Consider the following 15,639-nt stretch of genomic DNA (forward strand, 5'->3'; position numbering starts at 1 on the left):
GTGTATGGTTAGATAATATGCGACATGGATTAGATAGCACTATAATCAAATGCTATTATTTTTGATGGTGAGGTCTTGCGCTGTCTAGAAATGCATTATTTTTAAACGAACAAAAAACAATGGACACTGATGAGGTCTACTAACATTAAGTTAATATATTTGTAGTCATATTACGAGCAAATACCAGCACATATCTTGACCTAAGCCATCCATGAGAGCTTGATATTAGCACTGATACTGAAGGTTGACAACGATACGCTCAGGCAACGATATGACTTGCGCTATCGAGCATTTATTGGTAGGTATTGGTTGATAAATTTTGATTTATAAAGCCACGATAAAAACATCAATGCCCTCGATGAGCATCTTGTAGTCCTGACACCACGAAGTCTAGCAACTCACTATCACCTTCACGTGCGGCTTTGCGCATCAGTTTCGATGGCGCATGAGTCAGTGTTTGAGTCAAACGTCGTGATAGCTCAGTGATGATATCTTCTGGATTGACATCGTCCTGTTGCAGCTTGGCAATAGATTCATGCAGCAGCTTATCGACTTGACCTTGAGTACACGCACGGTACTGCTGAATGTCTTTACCGACTTGGCGAACCTGAAAGCGGCGATCTATCTCAACCACCAATTGACTGACTAGCAGCTCAGCATCCACTGCTGCTTGGCGACGCTGCTCGATATTACCTGCAATCACATGCTGCAAATCATCGACAGAGTACAGATAAACATCATCAATACGGCTAATGGTCGAATCGATATCGCGCGGTACGGCTAAATCTATCATAAGCATTGGCTGATAACGGCGACGCTTCAGCGCTTGTATGGTCATCGTCTTATCAATCAACAAATCCATACTACCACTACAACTGCTAACGATATCGGCTTCTGCCAATACTTGCGGCAACTCTTGTAAAGGTCTAACGTCTACGCGGCGATTAGGGCCACGTAGCTCAGCGGCCAAGGCTTCGGCACGTTCGGGATTACGGTTACAGATAATGACTCGTCCGACCCCTAGTCCTGCGATATGGGTGGCAACCAAGCGATTCATCTCACCTGCTGCAACGACCAGTAGAGTACGGCTGGGTAAATCATCAAATATTTGTGTGACCAATTTAGCTGCAGCAAAGCTAAGCGATACAGCCTGCGCGCCAACCTGCGTCTCGTTACGCACTCGTTTGGCGGCAGCGAATACTTGATCGATGATCCAGCCTAGCTGATTACTGAGTACTTTTTGGTCTTGAGCCAGATGCACAGAGTTTTTGATTTGACCGAGAATCTGCGGCTCACCCAGTATCATAGAGTCGAGACCAGCCGCTACTCTTAACCAATGAGTCAATGCATGAGTATCACGATGTACATAGAGATAAGGATCAATATCAACGAGTGGTAGTTGCTTGAAATCAGCCAGCCACGTTTTGATTTTGGTAATATGCGCACTAATCGCAGCAGACGAGATATTCATGCTACTACTAAAAGTATTGTTGGATGATTGGCCAGCAGCTTTGACATCTTGCACATTGGATGATTGTGAGTCAGATAATTGGCTATTAGCGGGCTGCGACGTTGACGTTTGTGGCACTAGCGCATAGATTTCAGTACGGTTACAAGTAGAGACGATCACGCTACCATCAGTAAAGGCTTCTATTTGTTTGAGTGCGACATTTACATCGTCACCCACAAGCGCCAAGCGCTCTCGCAGAGCGACTGGTGCAGTTTTGTGATTGACCCCAATGACCACTAATCTCATTATCGATAGACCATAAACATGACGCTCAGTTGCCCCTTACGCTATCTTATTATTTTTAAAAGACAGTTTTTGACGACAGCGCTAAAAAGGAAGACCCTAAAAACCGCCTATTATATCATTATTGCGGGCTTTAATTAACACTCACCCATCTATGATAACCATATCTCTGTATCTGGTCGCAAATGTAACAAATCAACTACTCATACGATTTATAAAATCAATAGCTGGGTTTTAACTTATGGTCAATAATATATTGTTAAATCATTCGCTTACTCTATCTTAACTTGTTATATTTCTATAATATTCAGTTTGACAGACCTATCTATATTTAATCATCTGCAGTGTCGTTCTTTGGCGACGTACTCGCTACTAGTAGCACATTCATACAGTCAGACCTGCCGATACCTGAGTAACACGGATGCTATTGTTTATCTCATCGGTCTACTCTTATAATGTTTGTCATGGGTACATATTGCCAATATCTAACGTAAAATAATTAAAACAAACTTGCCTTATCTTTGTAGGTAAACCATAGGCGAATACGGCTATCTATGATTTTTTTTGGGTCATTACTTCGGTCACTACATCCCTATAGCGAATACTCTAGCTTCCGTGCTTTATTGCATGTCGCTATTGAGCGCCTGTGTCAACGATATAAGCTAGCGTTGTCTCTAGCCGTGTGCCTGTGTTTGGCAGCCCCTGTTCATGCTAGCCATCCTGATGTATTGCTAGAAACAAAAATCCCTAACGTATCCGTTGCTACCGATAATAAGGCAGCTGCCAATAAGGTAACTGCCGATAAACCAAATGATGATAGTGCTGCGATTGATACACCTTATAATGAAGATACGCTCACCATAGAAAACGTAAAAAACATTAATGGCCTAGCGCCAGCCAGCTTATGGCAGCCTGAGCTTAGTGAACCAAGCTTGTACGCTCTACTGGATGCCGAGTTTGCTGCTGATCGCGACGACAAACGACGTGCAGTCTCTATTTATAAGCAACAGTCTTTTAAAGAAGATGCAACAGCCGTGTTTGAGAGAGCGCTTAGCCTTTCTTTGCGTAACGAAAGGGTTGAAGACTCATTACAATTTGCCAAGACATGGCAAGACCAAAACCCTGACCACGTGCCTGCATGGTTTTATGTCGCGCATTTGGCCTTACGTGCCCACGACTACATATTAGCGGGTGAAACTTTAAACCGCATCTTGCGCTATGATCCACGCGCAGACTTAAGTGAAATTCTCATAGGTATTTACCCAAATAATGATGATGACAAACGTGAGCTTCTTGCCGCGTTGCAGCCACTAGATAGCGAGCAAAATGCCTCATTGTCAGTATTAAAAGCGGGTTTACTCTATCAGTTTAACGAACCTGAAGTGGCTATCGTTCATATCAATCGAGCGCTAGAGCGTCAGCCAGACTACGTGCCCTTTATTACCTTAAAAGCCGATATATTGCGCAAAATTGTCACCGCAGAGACTGTCATCAATTATGTCAGTCAAGCTCGCCTACGCAACCCTGATAGCAAAAGCTTGTATTTATATGAGATTCGCTATCTATTAGATTTAAAACAAAGCGAACAAGCGTGGAAGTTACTGCTTGAGGCGCATAGCCGTTTCAGTGATGATTCTGAGATTACTCTACTCGCAGCTTTAGTGAGCTTGGATATTGAAGAGTACGCTAGTGCCGATGAGCTACTCAATATGCTTGCCAAGAGTCCAGCTTATCTTGATCAAGCCTATTATTATCTGGGTATCAGTGCTGAGCGTCAGCAGTTGTTCGATCAAGCCAAATACTATCTCAATGGCGTCATGCAAGAGGATTTGGTATTAGAAGCTCGTAGAAAAGTAGTGGCGTTTGAATTACTCGATAACGATGTCGATGCGGCAATCGCGACTTTAGAGAAGCTGCGCAAAGACTTCACAGTATTCGCGCCTGACACTTTTGTCATGCAAGCCGATATCTTGTGGCAACAAAACGAGTCGGATGAAGCACTACGCTTACTAACCCGTGCCGCTCGTAAATATCCTGATAATGAGATGCTACTCTTTGCACGGGCTCAGCTGTTAGATGATAAAGAAGACTATGTCGTTAAGCGTACTTTGCTGAATCACTTGCAGGCATTAGATCCTAGTAACTTATCCTATCAGTTAAGCTATGCACAGTTGCTACTGGCAAATGAGCGTAGCTCAGAGCAAGGTCTGGCGCTAGCGACAGCGATTATTCAGATTCGCTATGATGACCCACGTTATGATAACGACCTACATCTGCAAGCCCTAAATGTCTTGGCAGGCAATGCATTAGCCAAAGAGAACTATCAGCAGGTCATCGACTACCTACAGACACCTTATGATGTGCTACCGACCTTGCGTTCAGGCACGCTGTTATTGCGTGCCTATCAAGGCTTAGGTAACAATGACAAAGTTGAGGCGTTACTCGCAGATTTGCAGCAGCGCTTCTCATTTGGACAGCACAATATCAATGACCGCATACAGCTGTATTAATAGTGATGATTTTGGATGTGCTATTCGAGCTTTGCGGTTACAGAGATATGATAATTGACAAGGTCTTTATAAAACCGAAGCATTTATAAATTACAAGGTCGTTATAAGAAGTTAACAGCCGTGCATAACCGAGCAACAAATAACGCTTAAGCTAATATCTTTGTTCATCTTTCCACTTTGAGAAACTATTATGTCAGCATCAATCACTTCTTATAAACCAAATAAATTGGCTTTGTTCACTGCTATAACTGCAGCAATGGTCATTACCTCTGGTTGTCAGTCATTAAAAACGGCCAACGCGACCAACCAACCAACGACCACTGTACAAGGTCAAAACGCTGAGCAACCCAAAAAGCTAGAGAGCTTCAATATCACCGGTAAAATTGGGGTCACGACACCTGCGAATGATTCGACAGGTACTCAAGGTGGTAGTGCGTTCTATGCATGGGGTCAGCAAAACGACCGATTTGCCATTGAGCTGATTGGCGCACTTGGTATCGGTAAAACCAACATTGAATACAATGGTCAGACCGCTACTCTAGTTAGCGAAAAGACAGGTACATTGACCGCTGACGATCCTGAAACTTTGCTAAAGAAAGCCACTGGTTGGCAAGCGCCAATTTCACAAATGCCTTACTGGATTTCTGGTCGCCCAGCACCTTCAGATAGTGCGCCACAACTGGATGATCAGAGCCGTTTAGTTAGCTCAGTCAATGGTGAGTGGACAGCCAGCTTTACTTATAAAGGTACGGATAAGTTACCTAGTAAAATTAGTGCTGTACAGCCACAGGGTAACAAAGTTGTAATGACGATTAACCACTAATTCATCTTTTATTAACAACAGAAAGCCTGCTAAAAACCATCATTGCTCATTAAGATAGCTATTTATAACTGCACCTCATGATAAAAAAATATGACTGAAAATATAGCCGAACCATCTGTTTCTATGATTACTCGTTTATCGCCTGCAAAACTCAATCTGTTTTTGCATATCACGGGTAAACGTACCGACGGCTATCATAATTTGCAAACGGTTTTTCGCCTGCTTGACTGGGGCGATTACTTGCATTTTTCGGTTAGCAACAATGTCGTAATTTCTACTATAGCTCGTGAATTAAGCGCTAATCAACTCTGTCACCAGCTACTAGTATTAGATGGTGCAGAGGCTATCACTATTAATATAGAAGATAATTTAATTTTCAAAGCAGCGCGCGCATTGCTAGCATCTGCCATACAGTCAAACACTTTACCTGAACAGTTAGCAAAAGTGCATATCGCTTTAGATAAGCACTTGCCAATGGGTGCAGGATTGGGTGGTGGCTCATCTAATGCAGCAACGACGATGTTAGTGCTCAATAAAATTTGGCAGCTTAATTTTACTTGTACTGAGCTCATAAAGATTGGCGCAACTGTGGGTGCGGATGTACCTATATTTATCTTTGGCCAAGATGCTATTGCGATGGGTATTGGTGAGGAACTAACTACGATTGAGTTGCCTGACCAGCAATATTTAGTACTGACGCCTAACGCTCATGTAAATACTGCCAAACTATTTGCCCATCCCAAGCTACAGCGAGATATCGCGCCTCTATCGGTTGCAACTATCCAAAACCAATACGCTGAATATGTACAAACGCTCACTACGCCTTATCATAATGTCTTTACCCCAGTGGTCAAGAGTCTCGCTCCTGCTGTTGCAGATGCCTTAAGTTATTTGCAGGGGTTAGAAGCGCAAGCATTGAGCACAGCACGAATGACTGGCTCTGGTAGCGCCGTGTTTTTACCTCTAGATGCAAGCGTAGCCACTGATAAAAAGCTTGTGGCGAAGTGGATTACAGATGCGCCTTGTGCAGGGTATGTCGTTGGAAACTTAAAATAGCACATATAACCTTTAGATTTCTTATCATCTAAACAATGACAACGGTAGGATTGCCTATTTTAATTTGCTAAAATAGCGCCAGCAGTAACCTATGATGAATAAATACCAGAAAAAGGCGCAAAGGACTTGCAAAATCTGAAAATTTACTTATAATAGGTCGCCACAATAGGGGTATAGCCAAGTTGGTAAGGCATCAGGTTTTGATCCTGACATCCGTTGGTTCGAGTCCAGCTACCCCTGCCATTTTTTAGTACGAAGCGTTAGAGATACATCGAGTATAAGCGGTTTATAGACAGCCACTTATCTTATTGTCATTGACAACGTTATCCCAGTTTCGGTATAGTTCGCAATGGACACCGCTAGGGAAAAGTTATGTTTTAAACGGATTATCCGTTTTTTAGATAACTGACAGGTCATGACACTATATTGAGAACGACTACTTAGTCGCTATTATATATCAGTTGTTCATAGCCTAGACATTACAGGGGTATAGCCAAGTTGGTAAGGCATCAGGTTTTGATCCTGACATCCGTTGGTTCGAGTCCAGCTACCCCTGCCATTTTTTACTGTAATAGTATACTTCAACACCTTCACCACTCTTTTCTTAATTTGAGCAGTTTGACACTGCTTAGCGGTCGCTGCTTGAGTCAATCAATAGGACTTCTGTCATGCCTTATTTGGCGATTTTTACGGGTAATGCCCACCCAGAATTAGCAAAAACCGTAGCCGATCATCTTCACATACCTCTTGGTAAAGCTGACATCACGCGTTTTTCTGATGGCGAAATTGCCGTGGAAATCAAAGAACACGTACGTGGTAAAGATGTGTTTATCATGCAGCCTACTTGTGCGCCGACCAACGACAACTTGATGGAAATCATGATGATGGCTGACGCTTTGCGTCGCTCTAGTGCTGGCCGTATCACAGCTGTCATGCCATATTTTGGTTATGCTCGTCAGGATCGTCGTCCACGCTCAGCTCGTGTACCTATCTCGGCTAAAGTGGTCGCCGACATGCTGAACATCGTCAGTATCGACCGCGTAATGACTGTTGATTTGCACTCAGATCAGATTCAGGGTTTCTTTGATATCCCTGTAGACAACATCTACGGCACACCTGTATTGCTAAACGACCTACAAAAACAAGACTATGATAACATCATGGTTGTTTCACCTGACGTAGGCGGCGTGGTTCGTGCACGTGCGATGGCGAAACAGTTAGGCGATACCGACATGGCAATTATTGATAAGCGCCGTGCTCGTGCCAATGAGTCACAAGTAATGCATATCATCGGTGATGTTCGTGACCGTGATTGCGTCATCGTTGATGACATGGTCGATACTGCAGGTACATTATGTAAAGCTGCCGAAGCATTGAAAGAAAATGGTGCCCGTCGCGTTTTAGCTTATATCACGCACCCTGTCCTATCAGGCAACGCACTGAAAAACATCAGCGAATCTGCATTGGATGAAGTGGTTGTTACCGATACCATTCCACTATCTGCTGAAGCCAAAGCTTGTAGCAAAATCCGTCAGGTGAGTATTGCACCGATGCTTGCTGAAAGCTTACGCCGTATCAATAACGAAGAATCTATTAGCGCGATGTTTGACGCTTAATCTGATACAGTTATTTTTAAAACAGCTATTGCAGTAATTCTTAGTAGCAATGATTGTAGTAAGACATCTTAAATAGTTAAAAAACAGAGCGTCAAGTATCCTTACTTGGCGCTTTGTTTTGTGTAGGCGTTTTGCGTAGGTCTTTATTATTGCTACAGAATCACGTATAATGCGCGCCTGTGCTGACCTTTTCGTTGTTTTTATTAGGCTAGCACTATCAAAAGTGCTGATCATGCTTAACAGCAACTATCGTTATGGTAATTATCATTTATCATAGCGAGCGCTGCTATAAGCAAATGGCTAAGCTTAGACATTACAAGGTTTATTCGTAACGATAATATTAGCTATCATCACGTATTAGTGGATTGGTCGCAAATCCACTTTTTTATGACCAGACACTTCATCATTTTTTTTATAGGATTATATCCATGAGCATTAATCATTTTGAACTAAACGCCGTTGATCGTGCTGCTGAACTACAAGGTAAAGGTGCGAGCCGCCGCCTACGTAAGCAGAACCTAGTTCCTGCTATCATCTATGGTGGTAACGAAGAGCCAACAGCTATCTCTATCAAGCTTAACGAACTAGTAAAATCACTAGAATTCGAAGCGTTTTTCTCACACATCTTGACTATCAACGTTGACGGTGAAGAGCATCAAGCAGTTATTAAAGACTTGCAGCGCCATCCAGCTAAAGGCTTCCCAATGCATGCTGATTTCCAGCGCATTGTAAAAGGTCAGAAAATCCACATGAACGTTCCTGTTCATTTCACTGGTCGTGAAGATGCGCCTGGTACTGCTGCTGCTGGTGTACTATCTACTCTAGTATCGGATATCGAAGTTATCTGCTTACCATCACAGCTTCCTGAATACCTAGAAGTAGATGTATCAGGCATGGAAATCGGTGACTTGTTCCGTCTATCAGACATCAAACTTCCTGAAGGCGTTGTTATTCATGAGCTTGAGCTAGAAGACGGCCATGACCGTACTATCGTTAACATGCAGCCACCAACAGTAGAAGAAGTTGATGCTGATGCTGACGTTGATGCTGATGAAGTACCAGCAACTGAGCAAAACGACGGTACTGAAGAAAACAAAGACAGCGAGTAATATACTATTTCTAACTAGTGCATTATTTTGTGCTGGTTAGTGATACATTCGTTTAGTCAATAAGACAGCAGGTGATTAAAATCTCCTGCTGTTTTTGTAAGTAAGGTTTGAAAATAAACTGTCTATCAGTACTTCGCACCTTACCCCTATTTATCAAATTCAAGCAGGGTGTTTTTATGGCCATAAAGCTTATTGTCGGTCTTGGTAATCCTGGTCAGCAGTATATGTTTACGCGTCATAATGCAGGATTTTGGTTTGTCCATCATTTGGCTCAGCAGTTTAATATCACGCTCTCCCCTGATAAGAAATTTCACGGAGTGACAGGGCGTGGGCAGATTCATGGGTCTGATGTGCGTTTACTTATGCCGATGACGTTTATGAATAAATCTGGTCAGTCAGTGGTGCCTATGGTAAATTTCTATGGCATCAAAAATGATGAATTGTTGATTGCTCATGATGAGCTCGATATTCCAGCTGGTAGTATCAAACTCAAAACAGACGGTGGACATGGTGGTCACAACGGCCTACGTGATATCACGCCGCATATTGGCAATGATTTTCATCGCCTGCGTGTGGGTATCGGCCATCCTGGTCACAAGTCTAAAGTTAGTGGACACGTTCTCTCTAAAGCGTCTCCTGATGAGCAGATTGCGATTGATAGCGCGCTGACAGCTGCTTTTGAGGCGCTCCCATTGTTGTTAGATGGTGATGTCGAAAAAGCACGTTCACAAATTAATGGCTTTAAATTACCTGAATAAAATATTACCTCTATAGTAATAGCCTTTTATTTTGGCAGCTTTATCCCCATTAACCTTTTGATTTAGTTAATTAATATCAGTTACGCCAAGGAACCAACCTATGCTACTTAATATGCTTAAATGCAAATTACACCGTGCCCGTGTTACCCACGCTGAACTTCACTATGAAGGCTCTTGCGGTATCGACGGCGATCTATTAGATCTTGCTGGTCTACGCGAAAATGAATCTATTGATATCTATAACGTGACCAACGGTAAGCGCTTTCGCACCTATGCTATCCGTGCTGAGGCGGGCTCTGGTATTATCTCATTAAATGGTGCTGCGGCTCATATGGCAGATTTGGGCGATATCGTTATCATTTGTGCTTACGCGCATTTTGATGAAGTTGAAGCGTCAACGTATCAGCCAAAACTGGTCTATTGCAACGAAGACAACACCGTTAAAGACACAGCAAATATCATTCCTGTACAAGTTGCTTAATATGACAGGATGGTGAGGTTTTGGTAAATTTAAGATAAACACAAAGTTACATCTTTGAATTAGCTGCTATTATTACTAAAAATCTCGATGCTAAAGGGAAAGCTGAATCTTCATTTCGATTCAGCTTTTTTTATGCCATTTTTATTTATCAAATTCACATTTTTCATCATATACAAGGAAACATACTGATGTGGTTGGCCGCGCTTGCAATACTGATTGGGTTAGCAATTTTAGTTTGGAGTGCCGATGTCTTTATTGATGGGGCGACAGCACTAGCAAAGAAGTTTAGTGTGCCTAGCTTCTTAATTGGTGTCTTAATATTGGGTATAGGCACGTCAGCGCCTGAGATGGTGGTATCAGTACTAGCAGCGATAGAAGGCAGCCCTGAGCTGGCTCTAGGTAACGCTTATGGCTCAAATATCATCAACATCGCATTGGTACTCGGTGCAACTGTATTGATTAGCCCTATTATCATCCGTAGAGGCATTGTAAAGCGCGACTTGCCCTTGCTGCTACTGATTACAGTCATCGCCGCTTGGCAGCTACGTGATGGGACATTGAGCCAAGTTGATGGTATCGTACTATTAATACTATTGGTCGCCGTCTTAGGCCTACAGATCATAATGAGTATACGCGAAGGCTATCATGAGCACGAAGACGATGTAGTCGTGGCTAATGCTAACTCAGCGCACTCAAATAACTTAGAGCACTTAGATAACTCAGAGAGCTTAGAAAAGCTAGAACCAAGCGTAACGCGTGGTCTTGTCAGTTTAATTATAGGTATGCTGATGCTAGTAGCTAGCTCACGTGCTATCGTTTGGGGCGCTGTCGAGTTGGCAACGCTATGGGGGCTCAGTGAGCTTATCATTGGTCTAACGATTGTCGCAGTCGGGACCTCACTGCCTGAACTGGTATCGAGCTTATCAGCTGCCCGTAAAGGCGAACATGATATGGCGCTTGGCAATATCATCGGCTCTAATATCTTCAATACTTTGGCAGTTGTCGGCTTGGCAACGGTCATTGCTCCTATCGCAGCCGACCCAGTGATTCTATCGCGTGATGTGATGGCAATGGGAGTCTTGACGATATTGCTAGTGACACTATGCGTATTTGCCTTTAAAACAAAACGCCAGTTCGGTCGTACGTCAGGTGCCACATTAGTGTTGTTCTTTATGGGCTACACCGCATGGCTGATCCAAAGCGTTAGTATGTAACTGTTTAGACTGAACCAACTGAGCATTGGTACAACTAAATTATTACGTCGATAAGAGTTACTAGTTCAATAAAAATTGTTACGTCAATAAAATCAGACTACGGTTTTTTCTTACGATTTTTAAAACCGCGCCATAGCCCTTCATGTGCCACTTTCGGCATTTTTAGGGTGATGGTGTTGGACAACATATCTTGTACTGCCAGACCGCGAGGGTTGAACAGACAGAACACATAGTTGAATACTAAACCAAGAAACGCGCTGGCCAATAAGGCGGCGCGTGACCCATCAATAAGACTGCCAATAATACCAAAAATCAGCGGCATCAAACAAGCGGCCAAAATACGCTTAAACGACTGTCCCCACGTTAGCCATTGGCCTGCATCATTAATCGTTTTTAACCGCCACGTCTGCATACCCAATGTCTGACCACCACGGCGCCAGAATATCCCGTAGAACGCCACGAGCGTCAGTACAAATGATGGCGTCATAATGGCGTTCTGATACCAAAGCGGTAGCGACTGAGCCTGTGAGGATTCAGTACCCGTTTCCATAGTCAACAGCGTACCAACGACGGTTAGTATCGTTCCTACCAAAAATAACAGTGCCAAAATCAGCATACCATCATAGAGAATCGCCACGACACGAATCATGGGCTTAGCGATGGTTGGCTCTTCGTTAGGATCTTGCTGTACAGGCGCACTCGATTGAGGCTTTGATTTGCGAGTTGTTTTTGACGGACGTTTAGATGGACTTTTTGACATGGTACAAGCTCATAGCAAGCAGTGAATAGTAACGCTATTGTACCGTAAATGGTGGGGCTATCGTACATTATCCTAGATGACTGTCTAACATCATAGATGGCCTAACACTGTAGATGACTGTCCAATATAATAGATGGCTCTCCAATATCTTAGATTGCTCTTTAATATTGTTAGTTGGCTATCCAATATCCAATCATGCTACATATAAGAGATGGTCGTAGAATAAATAAGTAGAAGGGTAAAAGTTACAGACATAAAAAAACCGCCAATTGTCATAAGACAGGCGATTATTTTAATATTTTTTAGCTTAAATTAAGCTATTATGCAAATGGTGCGCCTGGAGAGATTCGAACTCCCGACCCCTTAGTTCGTAGCCAAGTGCTCTATCCAACTGAGCTACAGGCGCGTATTTTGCACTTTATCCACTGCGAAGATAATATCTTTTGCAGTAAATTAGGTTGGTCATTATATAGATAATATCGCTTGTGTCAACATCTTTTTTAATTAAAACAAATTATTTTTTGAATTAATTATTAAAATGTTTAACGCAGTATATTGCGTTACTACTCTAATAACAACTGAATAAATGGCGGTGAAGGAGGGATTCGAACCCTCGATACGCTTACACGTATGGTTCCTTAGCAGGGAACTGGTTTCAGCCACTCACCCACTTCACCTAACGATTCAAGACATTTATAAAAAATCTATAAACATAGTACTGATGCTAACAATACGTCTCATGTCGTGGGCGAGTATTATAACAAAGCCAAAATGAATTGCAAGCGTTGTCTACAGATTTAATGCGGCTTTTATCAAAATTATAGATATAAGTACTTATATTGCATTTTTATACGGAAAATTGCGACCTATCATTGCTAAATATAACAACTAAACTGCTCACTAATATTAGGTCTACTCACTCTACCGTCTTGCACCTCATCCACAAGCATAAGACTATGATAGATTTTTTAGTAGTAGGTGGCTATAGTATTTATCACTTACTTTAAAATATCTCAAAAGGAGCTGTTATGCGACCTGTCGTACTGTGTTTTTCAGGATTAGATCCTTCAGGCGGTGCTGGATTACAAGCGGATATCGAAGCCATTGGACAGTCAGGGGCACATGCAGCCATCGCGTGTACAGCGGTTACTATCCAAAGCTCACAGCAGGTATTTGGCTTTGAGGCTTGTGCGGCATCATTGGTGAAAGCTCAAGCTACTGCGGTGCTTGATGACTTGCCTGTTAGTGCTATCAAGTCAGGTATGCTCGGCACCACTGATAATATCGCAATGTTAACCGAACTATTTGCTGATCAAGTTATTGATAAGGATACGCCATTTGTCTTAGACCCTGTACTAGTCGCGAATAGCGGTGGCAGCTTGGGCGATGAAAAAACTTTGGTTAGCGCCTTTAGGCAATTGCTTCCCTATGCTACTTTAGTCACCCCAAATACTCATGAGCTACGTGCGCTTAGCGGAGAGCAAGACCTGCATGTCGGTGCACAAAAGCTATGTGCTCAAGGTGCTCATGCGGTACTCGTAAAAACCTCACATGATTTTGATAGTGGTGACATCGAGCAGTACTTATATATACAGGGTGAAATGGTCCATAAAAGTACTTTGCCGCGCTTAGATGGTGAGTTCCATGGCTCAGGATGTTCACTCGCCAGCTTTATCGCTGGACGCTTGGCAATGGGCGATGTTCTCATTGATGCGGTAAAAGCGGCAGATAGTTGGATTACCCAGACATTGCGGGCAGCTGATGCACCGCATCCTGATGATTTGCAAGCTCAACTCATACCAAATCGCTTTGTTCGTTTTTAGAATATTTACAAAGCAAGAGCTTACCCAAGTAACAGACGCAAAAAAGGCGCTCTATATTTTTATAGAACGCCTTTTTTATGACAGTTTTTAAATTTAACTCTATTAGACTTAACCTAACGTTGGCAACACACTCGCAGCCAAACCACCGATGAATATTTCAAGCAAATAAAATGCTAAGAAAGCCACCATTGGCGATAAATCGAGCATACCTAAATTTGGCGTGATACGACGAAACGGGGCTAAAATAGGCTCAGCCAAATTAATGATAATGCCAATAATCGGATGCTCAGATCTGGTAAACACCACAATCCAGCTAACGATGATAGAACCAATCACCAGATAGCGACACATGCGTAAAAAGTCTAACAATAAGCTAGTCGTACCCGTAAAGAATAGCGGTACAGGGGCAATACCTTTATGCGTTAATGCGGCCTTTCCAGAGATGTCGATTAGACGAATCAAAAACATCAGCACGATAGCGGCAATGCTAATACGACCCTGTGCAACAGTCGGAAAAATACGCCCAAATACATCGACGATATGCGTCGCTTTATAAGCAGGTGCAATCATCGGATTGCTCGCATCCATCCCTGCAAACTGCAACATAAAACGAATAAACACCAGCATCATAGCGAATGTGGTGACCAAATCAAAAACTTGAAATAACATGTTGTTCATGAAGTGCTACTCAATGTGACATTATTAACAGATTCTAGGATGACAAATGTCATTATCAGATGCTGATGATTACATAAGGTGTGTCGTCAGTGGTGACTCACAGCACACCTTGTCAGTGTTTATTTACTCATCTCTTCACTTAACGCTTGGCTACGATCATAGCAAGCTTGCATGGCCTCGCTGATTTGACGACCAATCTCATTGGCTTGCATTGACTCAACCGCTGCTTGAGTAGTACCGTTCGGTGAAGTGACTTTACGGCGTAGCTCAGCTGGTGCATCATCACTGTTCATCGCCATTTTTGCAGCACCTAACATGGTCTGCATAGCAAGCGCTGAGGCTTGTTCTTTATCCAGCCCTAATGCAACTGCCCCATCGACCATCGATTCAATAAAGTAAAACATATACGCTGGCGCTGAACCTGATACGGCTGTAACCGCATGCATATGCTCTTCGTCATCAACCCACATGACCAAACCTGATGCTTCCATAACGGCTGTTGCTAGCTGCTTCTGTTCCGCTGAGATATTGTCTGTACCATAAAGGCCAGTCGCACCCATTTGAATCATAGAAGGCGTGTTTGGCATTGCACGGACGATATTGCTATAGCCGCCCAACATGTTTGATAAAAGATCAGTCGATAAACCTGCCGCCACTGAAATGACCAATTGGGTGTCTAGCACATCTGCAAAAGCACCAACGACCACCTTCATCATTTGTGGTTTTACGGCTAGCACCACGATATCTGCACCGATCACAGCAGACTTTGGATCAGCCATTGGATCAACAGTATTTAGACCTTTGGCGGCTAATTGCTCACGTGCATCGCTGCTAGGATCGGCGACCGTGATCAAATTTGGTTTGATGCCACAACCCACAAGCCCGCTAATGAGCGCTTGTGCCATGTTTCCGCCACCAATAAAACTGATTTTTTTATTATCTAATACCGACATACTTGTCTCCTAGTCACAAAATTCAAAGGTATTCAACTTAACATACTGATATGTAAAACGACACTCAGTTTATCATACTGCCACTATCACCGTTTGATAAATTCA

13 protein-coding genes and 4 tRNA genes are annotated in these 15,639 nt (G+C 42.9%); 11 read left to right on the forward strand and 6 right to left on the reverse strand.

Annotated elements, in window-relative coordinates; translation table 11 throughout:
• Positions 1-346: 346 nt before the first annotated feature.
• Positions 347-1,756, reverse strand: a complete 1,410-nt coding sequence (gene hemA, locus ACQKC9_RS07345) for a glutamyl-tRNA reductase (RefSeq protein WP_427621187.1) — start codon at positions 1,754-1,756, stop codon at positions 347-349.
• Between the two features lie 551 nt (positions 1,757-2,307).
• Here hemA and ACQKC9_RS07350 point away from each other — a divergent pair.
• The 10 genes from ACQKC9_RS07350 to ACQKC9_RS07395 all read left to right on the forward strand — a co-directional run bounded on the left by ACQKC9_RS07350 (position 2,308) and on the right by ACQKC9_RS07395 (position 11,320).
• Positions 2,308-4,263 (forward strand): tetratricopeptide repeat protein, encoded by a 1,956-nt coding sequence (locus ACQKC9_RS07350; protein WP_427621188.1) that lies wholly within the window; start codon positions 2,308-2,310, stop codon positions 4,261-4,263.
• Positions 4,264-4,453: 190 nt separating this feature from the next.
• Positions 4,454-5,086 carry a lipoprotein insertase outer membrane protein LolB gene (lolB, locus tag ACQKC9_RS07355; protein ID WP_427621189.1) on the forward strand — a complete coding sequence of 211 codons (633 nt, stop codon included), beginning with the start codon at positions 4,454-4,456 and terminating at the stop codon, positions 5,084-5,086.
• Between the two features lie 90 nt (positions 5,087-5,176).
• On the forward strand, positions 5,177-6,142 hold the full coding sequence (ispE, locus tag ACQKC9_RS07360) for a 4-(cytidine 5'-diphospho)-2-C-methyl-D-erythritol kinase (RefSeq protein WP_427621190.1): 966 nt from the start codon (positions 5,177-5,179) through the stop codon (positions 6,140-6,142).
• A gap of 167 nt (positions 6,143-6,309) precedes the next feature.
• A tRNA-Gln gene (locus ACQKC9_RS07365) sits at positions 6,310-6,385 on the forward strand.
• Between the two features lie 240 nt (positions 6,386-6,625).
• Positions 6,626-6,701: transfer RNA gene (locus tag ACQKC9_RS07370), tRNA-Gln, on the forward strand.
• A 109-nt stretch (positions 6,702-6,810) separates the two neighbouring features.
• Positions 6,811-7,758: a ribose-phosphate pyrophosphokinase gene (locus ACQKC9_RS07375; protein WP_057758042.1), complete on the forward strand. Its 948-nt coding sequence runs from the start codon at positions 6,811-6,813 to the stop codon at positions 7,756-7,758.
• Positions 7,759-8,186: 428 nt separating this feature from the next.
• The gene (locus ACQKC9_RS07380) at positions 8,187-8,867 is read left to right on the forward strand and encodes a 50S ribosomal protein L25/general stress protein Ctc (RefSeq protein ID WP_057758040.1); all 681 of its coding nucleotides are present in this window, start codon (positions 8,187-8,189) and stop codon (positions 8,865-8,867) included.
• A 176-nt stretch (positions 8,868-9,043) separates the two neighbouring features.
• The gene (gene pth, locus ACQKC9_RS07385) at positions 9,044-9,625 is read left to right on the forward strand and encodes an aminoacyl-tRNA hydrolase (protein ID WP_427621191.1); all 582 of its coding nucleotides are present in this window, start codon (positions 9,044-9,046) and stop codon (positions 9,623-9,625) included.
• Between the two features lie 100 nt (positions 9,626-9,725).
• Positions 9,726-10,106, forward strand: coding sequence for an aspartate 1-decarboxylase (gene panD / locus ACQKC9_RS07390; protein WP_010196068.1), 381 nt, complete (start codon positions 9,726-9,728; stop codon positions 10,104-10,106).
• Between the two features lie 188 nt (positions 10,107-10,294).
• Positions 10,295-11,320, forward strand: coding sequence for a calcium/sodium antiporter (locus ACQKC9_RS07395; RefSeq protein ID WP_427621192.1), 1,026 nt, complete (start codon positions 10,295-10,297; stop codon positions 11,318-11,320).
• 97 nt (positions 11,321-11,417) lie between these two features.
• On the opposite strand, the gene ACQKC9_RS07400 is transcribed toward ACQKC9_RS07395, so the two are convergent.
• The 3 genes from ACQKC9_RS07400 to ACQKC9_RS07410 all read right to left on the reverse strand — a co-directional run bounded on the left by ACQKC9_RS07400 (position 11,418) and on the right by ACQKC9_RS07410 (position 12,757).
• The gene (locus ACQKC9_RS07400) at positions 11,418-12,080 is read right to left on the reverse strand and encodes an RDD family protein (protein ID WP_160022777.1); all 663 of its coding nucleotides are present in this window, start codon (positions 12,078-12,080) and stop codon (positions 11,418-11,420) included.
• 329 nt (positions 12,081-12,409) lie between these two features.
• Positions 12,410-12,486, reverse strand: a tRNA-Arg gene (locus ACQKC9_RS07405).
• 181 nt (positions 12,487-12,667) lie between these two features.
• Positions 12,668-12,757, reverse strand: a tRNA-Ser gene (locus ACQKC9_RS07410).
• 351 nt (positions 12,758-13,108) lie between these two features.
• Between ACQKC9_RS07410 and ACQKC9_RS07415 the strand changes: the two genes are divergently transcribed.
• Positions 13,109-13,903, forward strand: a complete 795-nt coding sequence (locus tag ACQKC9_RS07415; protein ID WP_427621193.1) for a hydroxymethylpyrimidine/phosphomethylpyrimidine kinase — start codon at positions 13,109-13,111, stop codon at positions 13,901-13,903.
• Positions 13,904-14,011: 108 nt separating this feature from the next.
• Here the strand turns inward: ACQKC9_RS07415 and ACQKC9_RS07420 are convergent, their stop codons facing one another.
• Entirely contained in the window at positions 14,012-14,581 is a 570-nt protein-coding gene (locus ACQKC9_RS07420) for a YggT family protein (RefSeq protein ID WP_427621195.1), read from the reverse strand.
• 119 nt (positions 14,582-14,700) lie between these two features.
• On the reverse strand, positions 14,701-15,534 hold the full coding sequence (proC, locus tag ACQKC9_RS07425; protein ID WP_427621197.1) for a pyrroline-5-carboxylate reductase: 834 nt from the start codon (positions 15,532-15,534) through the stop codon (positions 14,701-14,703).
• Positions 15,535-15,639 lie beyond the last annotated feature (105 nt).

It is taken from the genome of Psychrobacter sp. NPDC078409, from assembly GCF_050268505.1.
In the GTDB taxonomy this organism is placed as follows: Bacteria; Pseudomonadota; Gammaproteobacteria; order Pseudomonadales; family Moraxellaceae; genus Psychrobacter.

What these genes read in the sequence shown, in the direction of transcription:
- hemA (WP_427621187.1), bottom strand. Translation starts at nt 1,756, where the DNA reads ATGAGATTAGTGGTCATTGGGGTCAATCACAAAACTGCACCAGTCGCT.
- ACQKC9_RS07350 (WP_427621188.1), top strand. Translation starts at nt 2,308, where the DNA reads ATGATTTTTTTTGGGTCATTACTTCGGTCACTACATCCCTATAGCGAA.
- ACQKC9_RS07375 (WP_057758042.1), top strand. Translation starts at nt 6,811, where the DNA reads ATGCCTTATTTGGCGATTTTTACGGGTAATGCCCACCCAGAATTAGCA.
- panD (WP_010196068.1), top strand. Translation starts at nt 9,726, where the DNA reads ATGCTACTTAATATGCTTAAATGCAAATTACACCGTGCCCGTGTTACC.
- ispE (WP_427621190.1), top strand. Translation starts at nt 5,177, where the DNA reads ATGACTGAAAATATAGCCGAACCATCTGTTTCTATGATTACTCGTTTA.
- proC (WP_427621197.1), bottom strand. Translation starts at nt 15,534, where the DNA reads ATGTCGGTATTAGATAATAAAAAAATCAGTTTTATTGGTGGCGGAAAC.
- ACQKC9_RS07380 (WP_057758040.1), top strand. Translation starts at nt 8,187, where the DNA reads ATGAGCATTAATCATTTTGAACTAAACGCCGTTGATCGTGCTGCTGAA.
- ACQKC9_RS07415 (WP_427621193.1), top strand. Translation starts at nt 13,109, where the DNA reads ATGCGACCTGTCGTACTGTGTTTTTCAGGATTAGATCCTTCAGGCGGT.
- lolB (WP_427621189.1), top strand. Translation starts at nt 4,454, where the DNA reads ATGTCAGCATCAATCACTTCTTATAAACCAAATAAATTGGCTTTGTTC.
- pth (WP_427621191.1), top strand. Translation starts at nt 9,044, where the DNA reads ATGGCCATAAAGCTTATTGTCGGTCTTGGTAATCCTGGTCAGCAGTAT.
- ACQKC9_RS07420 (WP_427621195.1), bottom strand. Translation starts at nt 14,581, where the DNA reads ATGAACAACATGTTATTTCAAGTTTTTGATTTGGTCACCACATTCGCT.
- ACQKC9_RS07395 (WP_427621192.1), top strand. Translation starts at nt 10,295, where the DNA reads ATGTGGTTGGCCGCGCTTGCAATACTGATTGGGTTAGCAATTTTAGTT.
- ACQKC9_RS07400 (WP_160022777.1), bottom strand. Translation starts at nt 12,080, where the DNA reads ATGTCAAAAAGTCCATCTAAACGTCCGTCAAAAACAACTCGCAAATCA.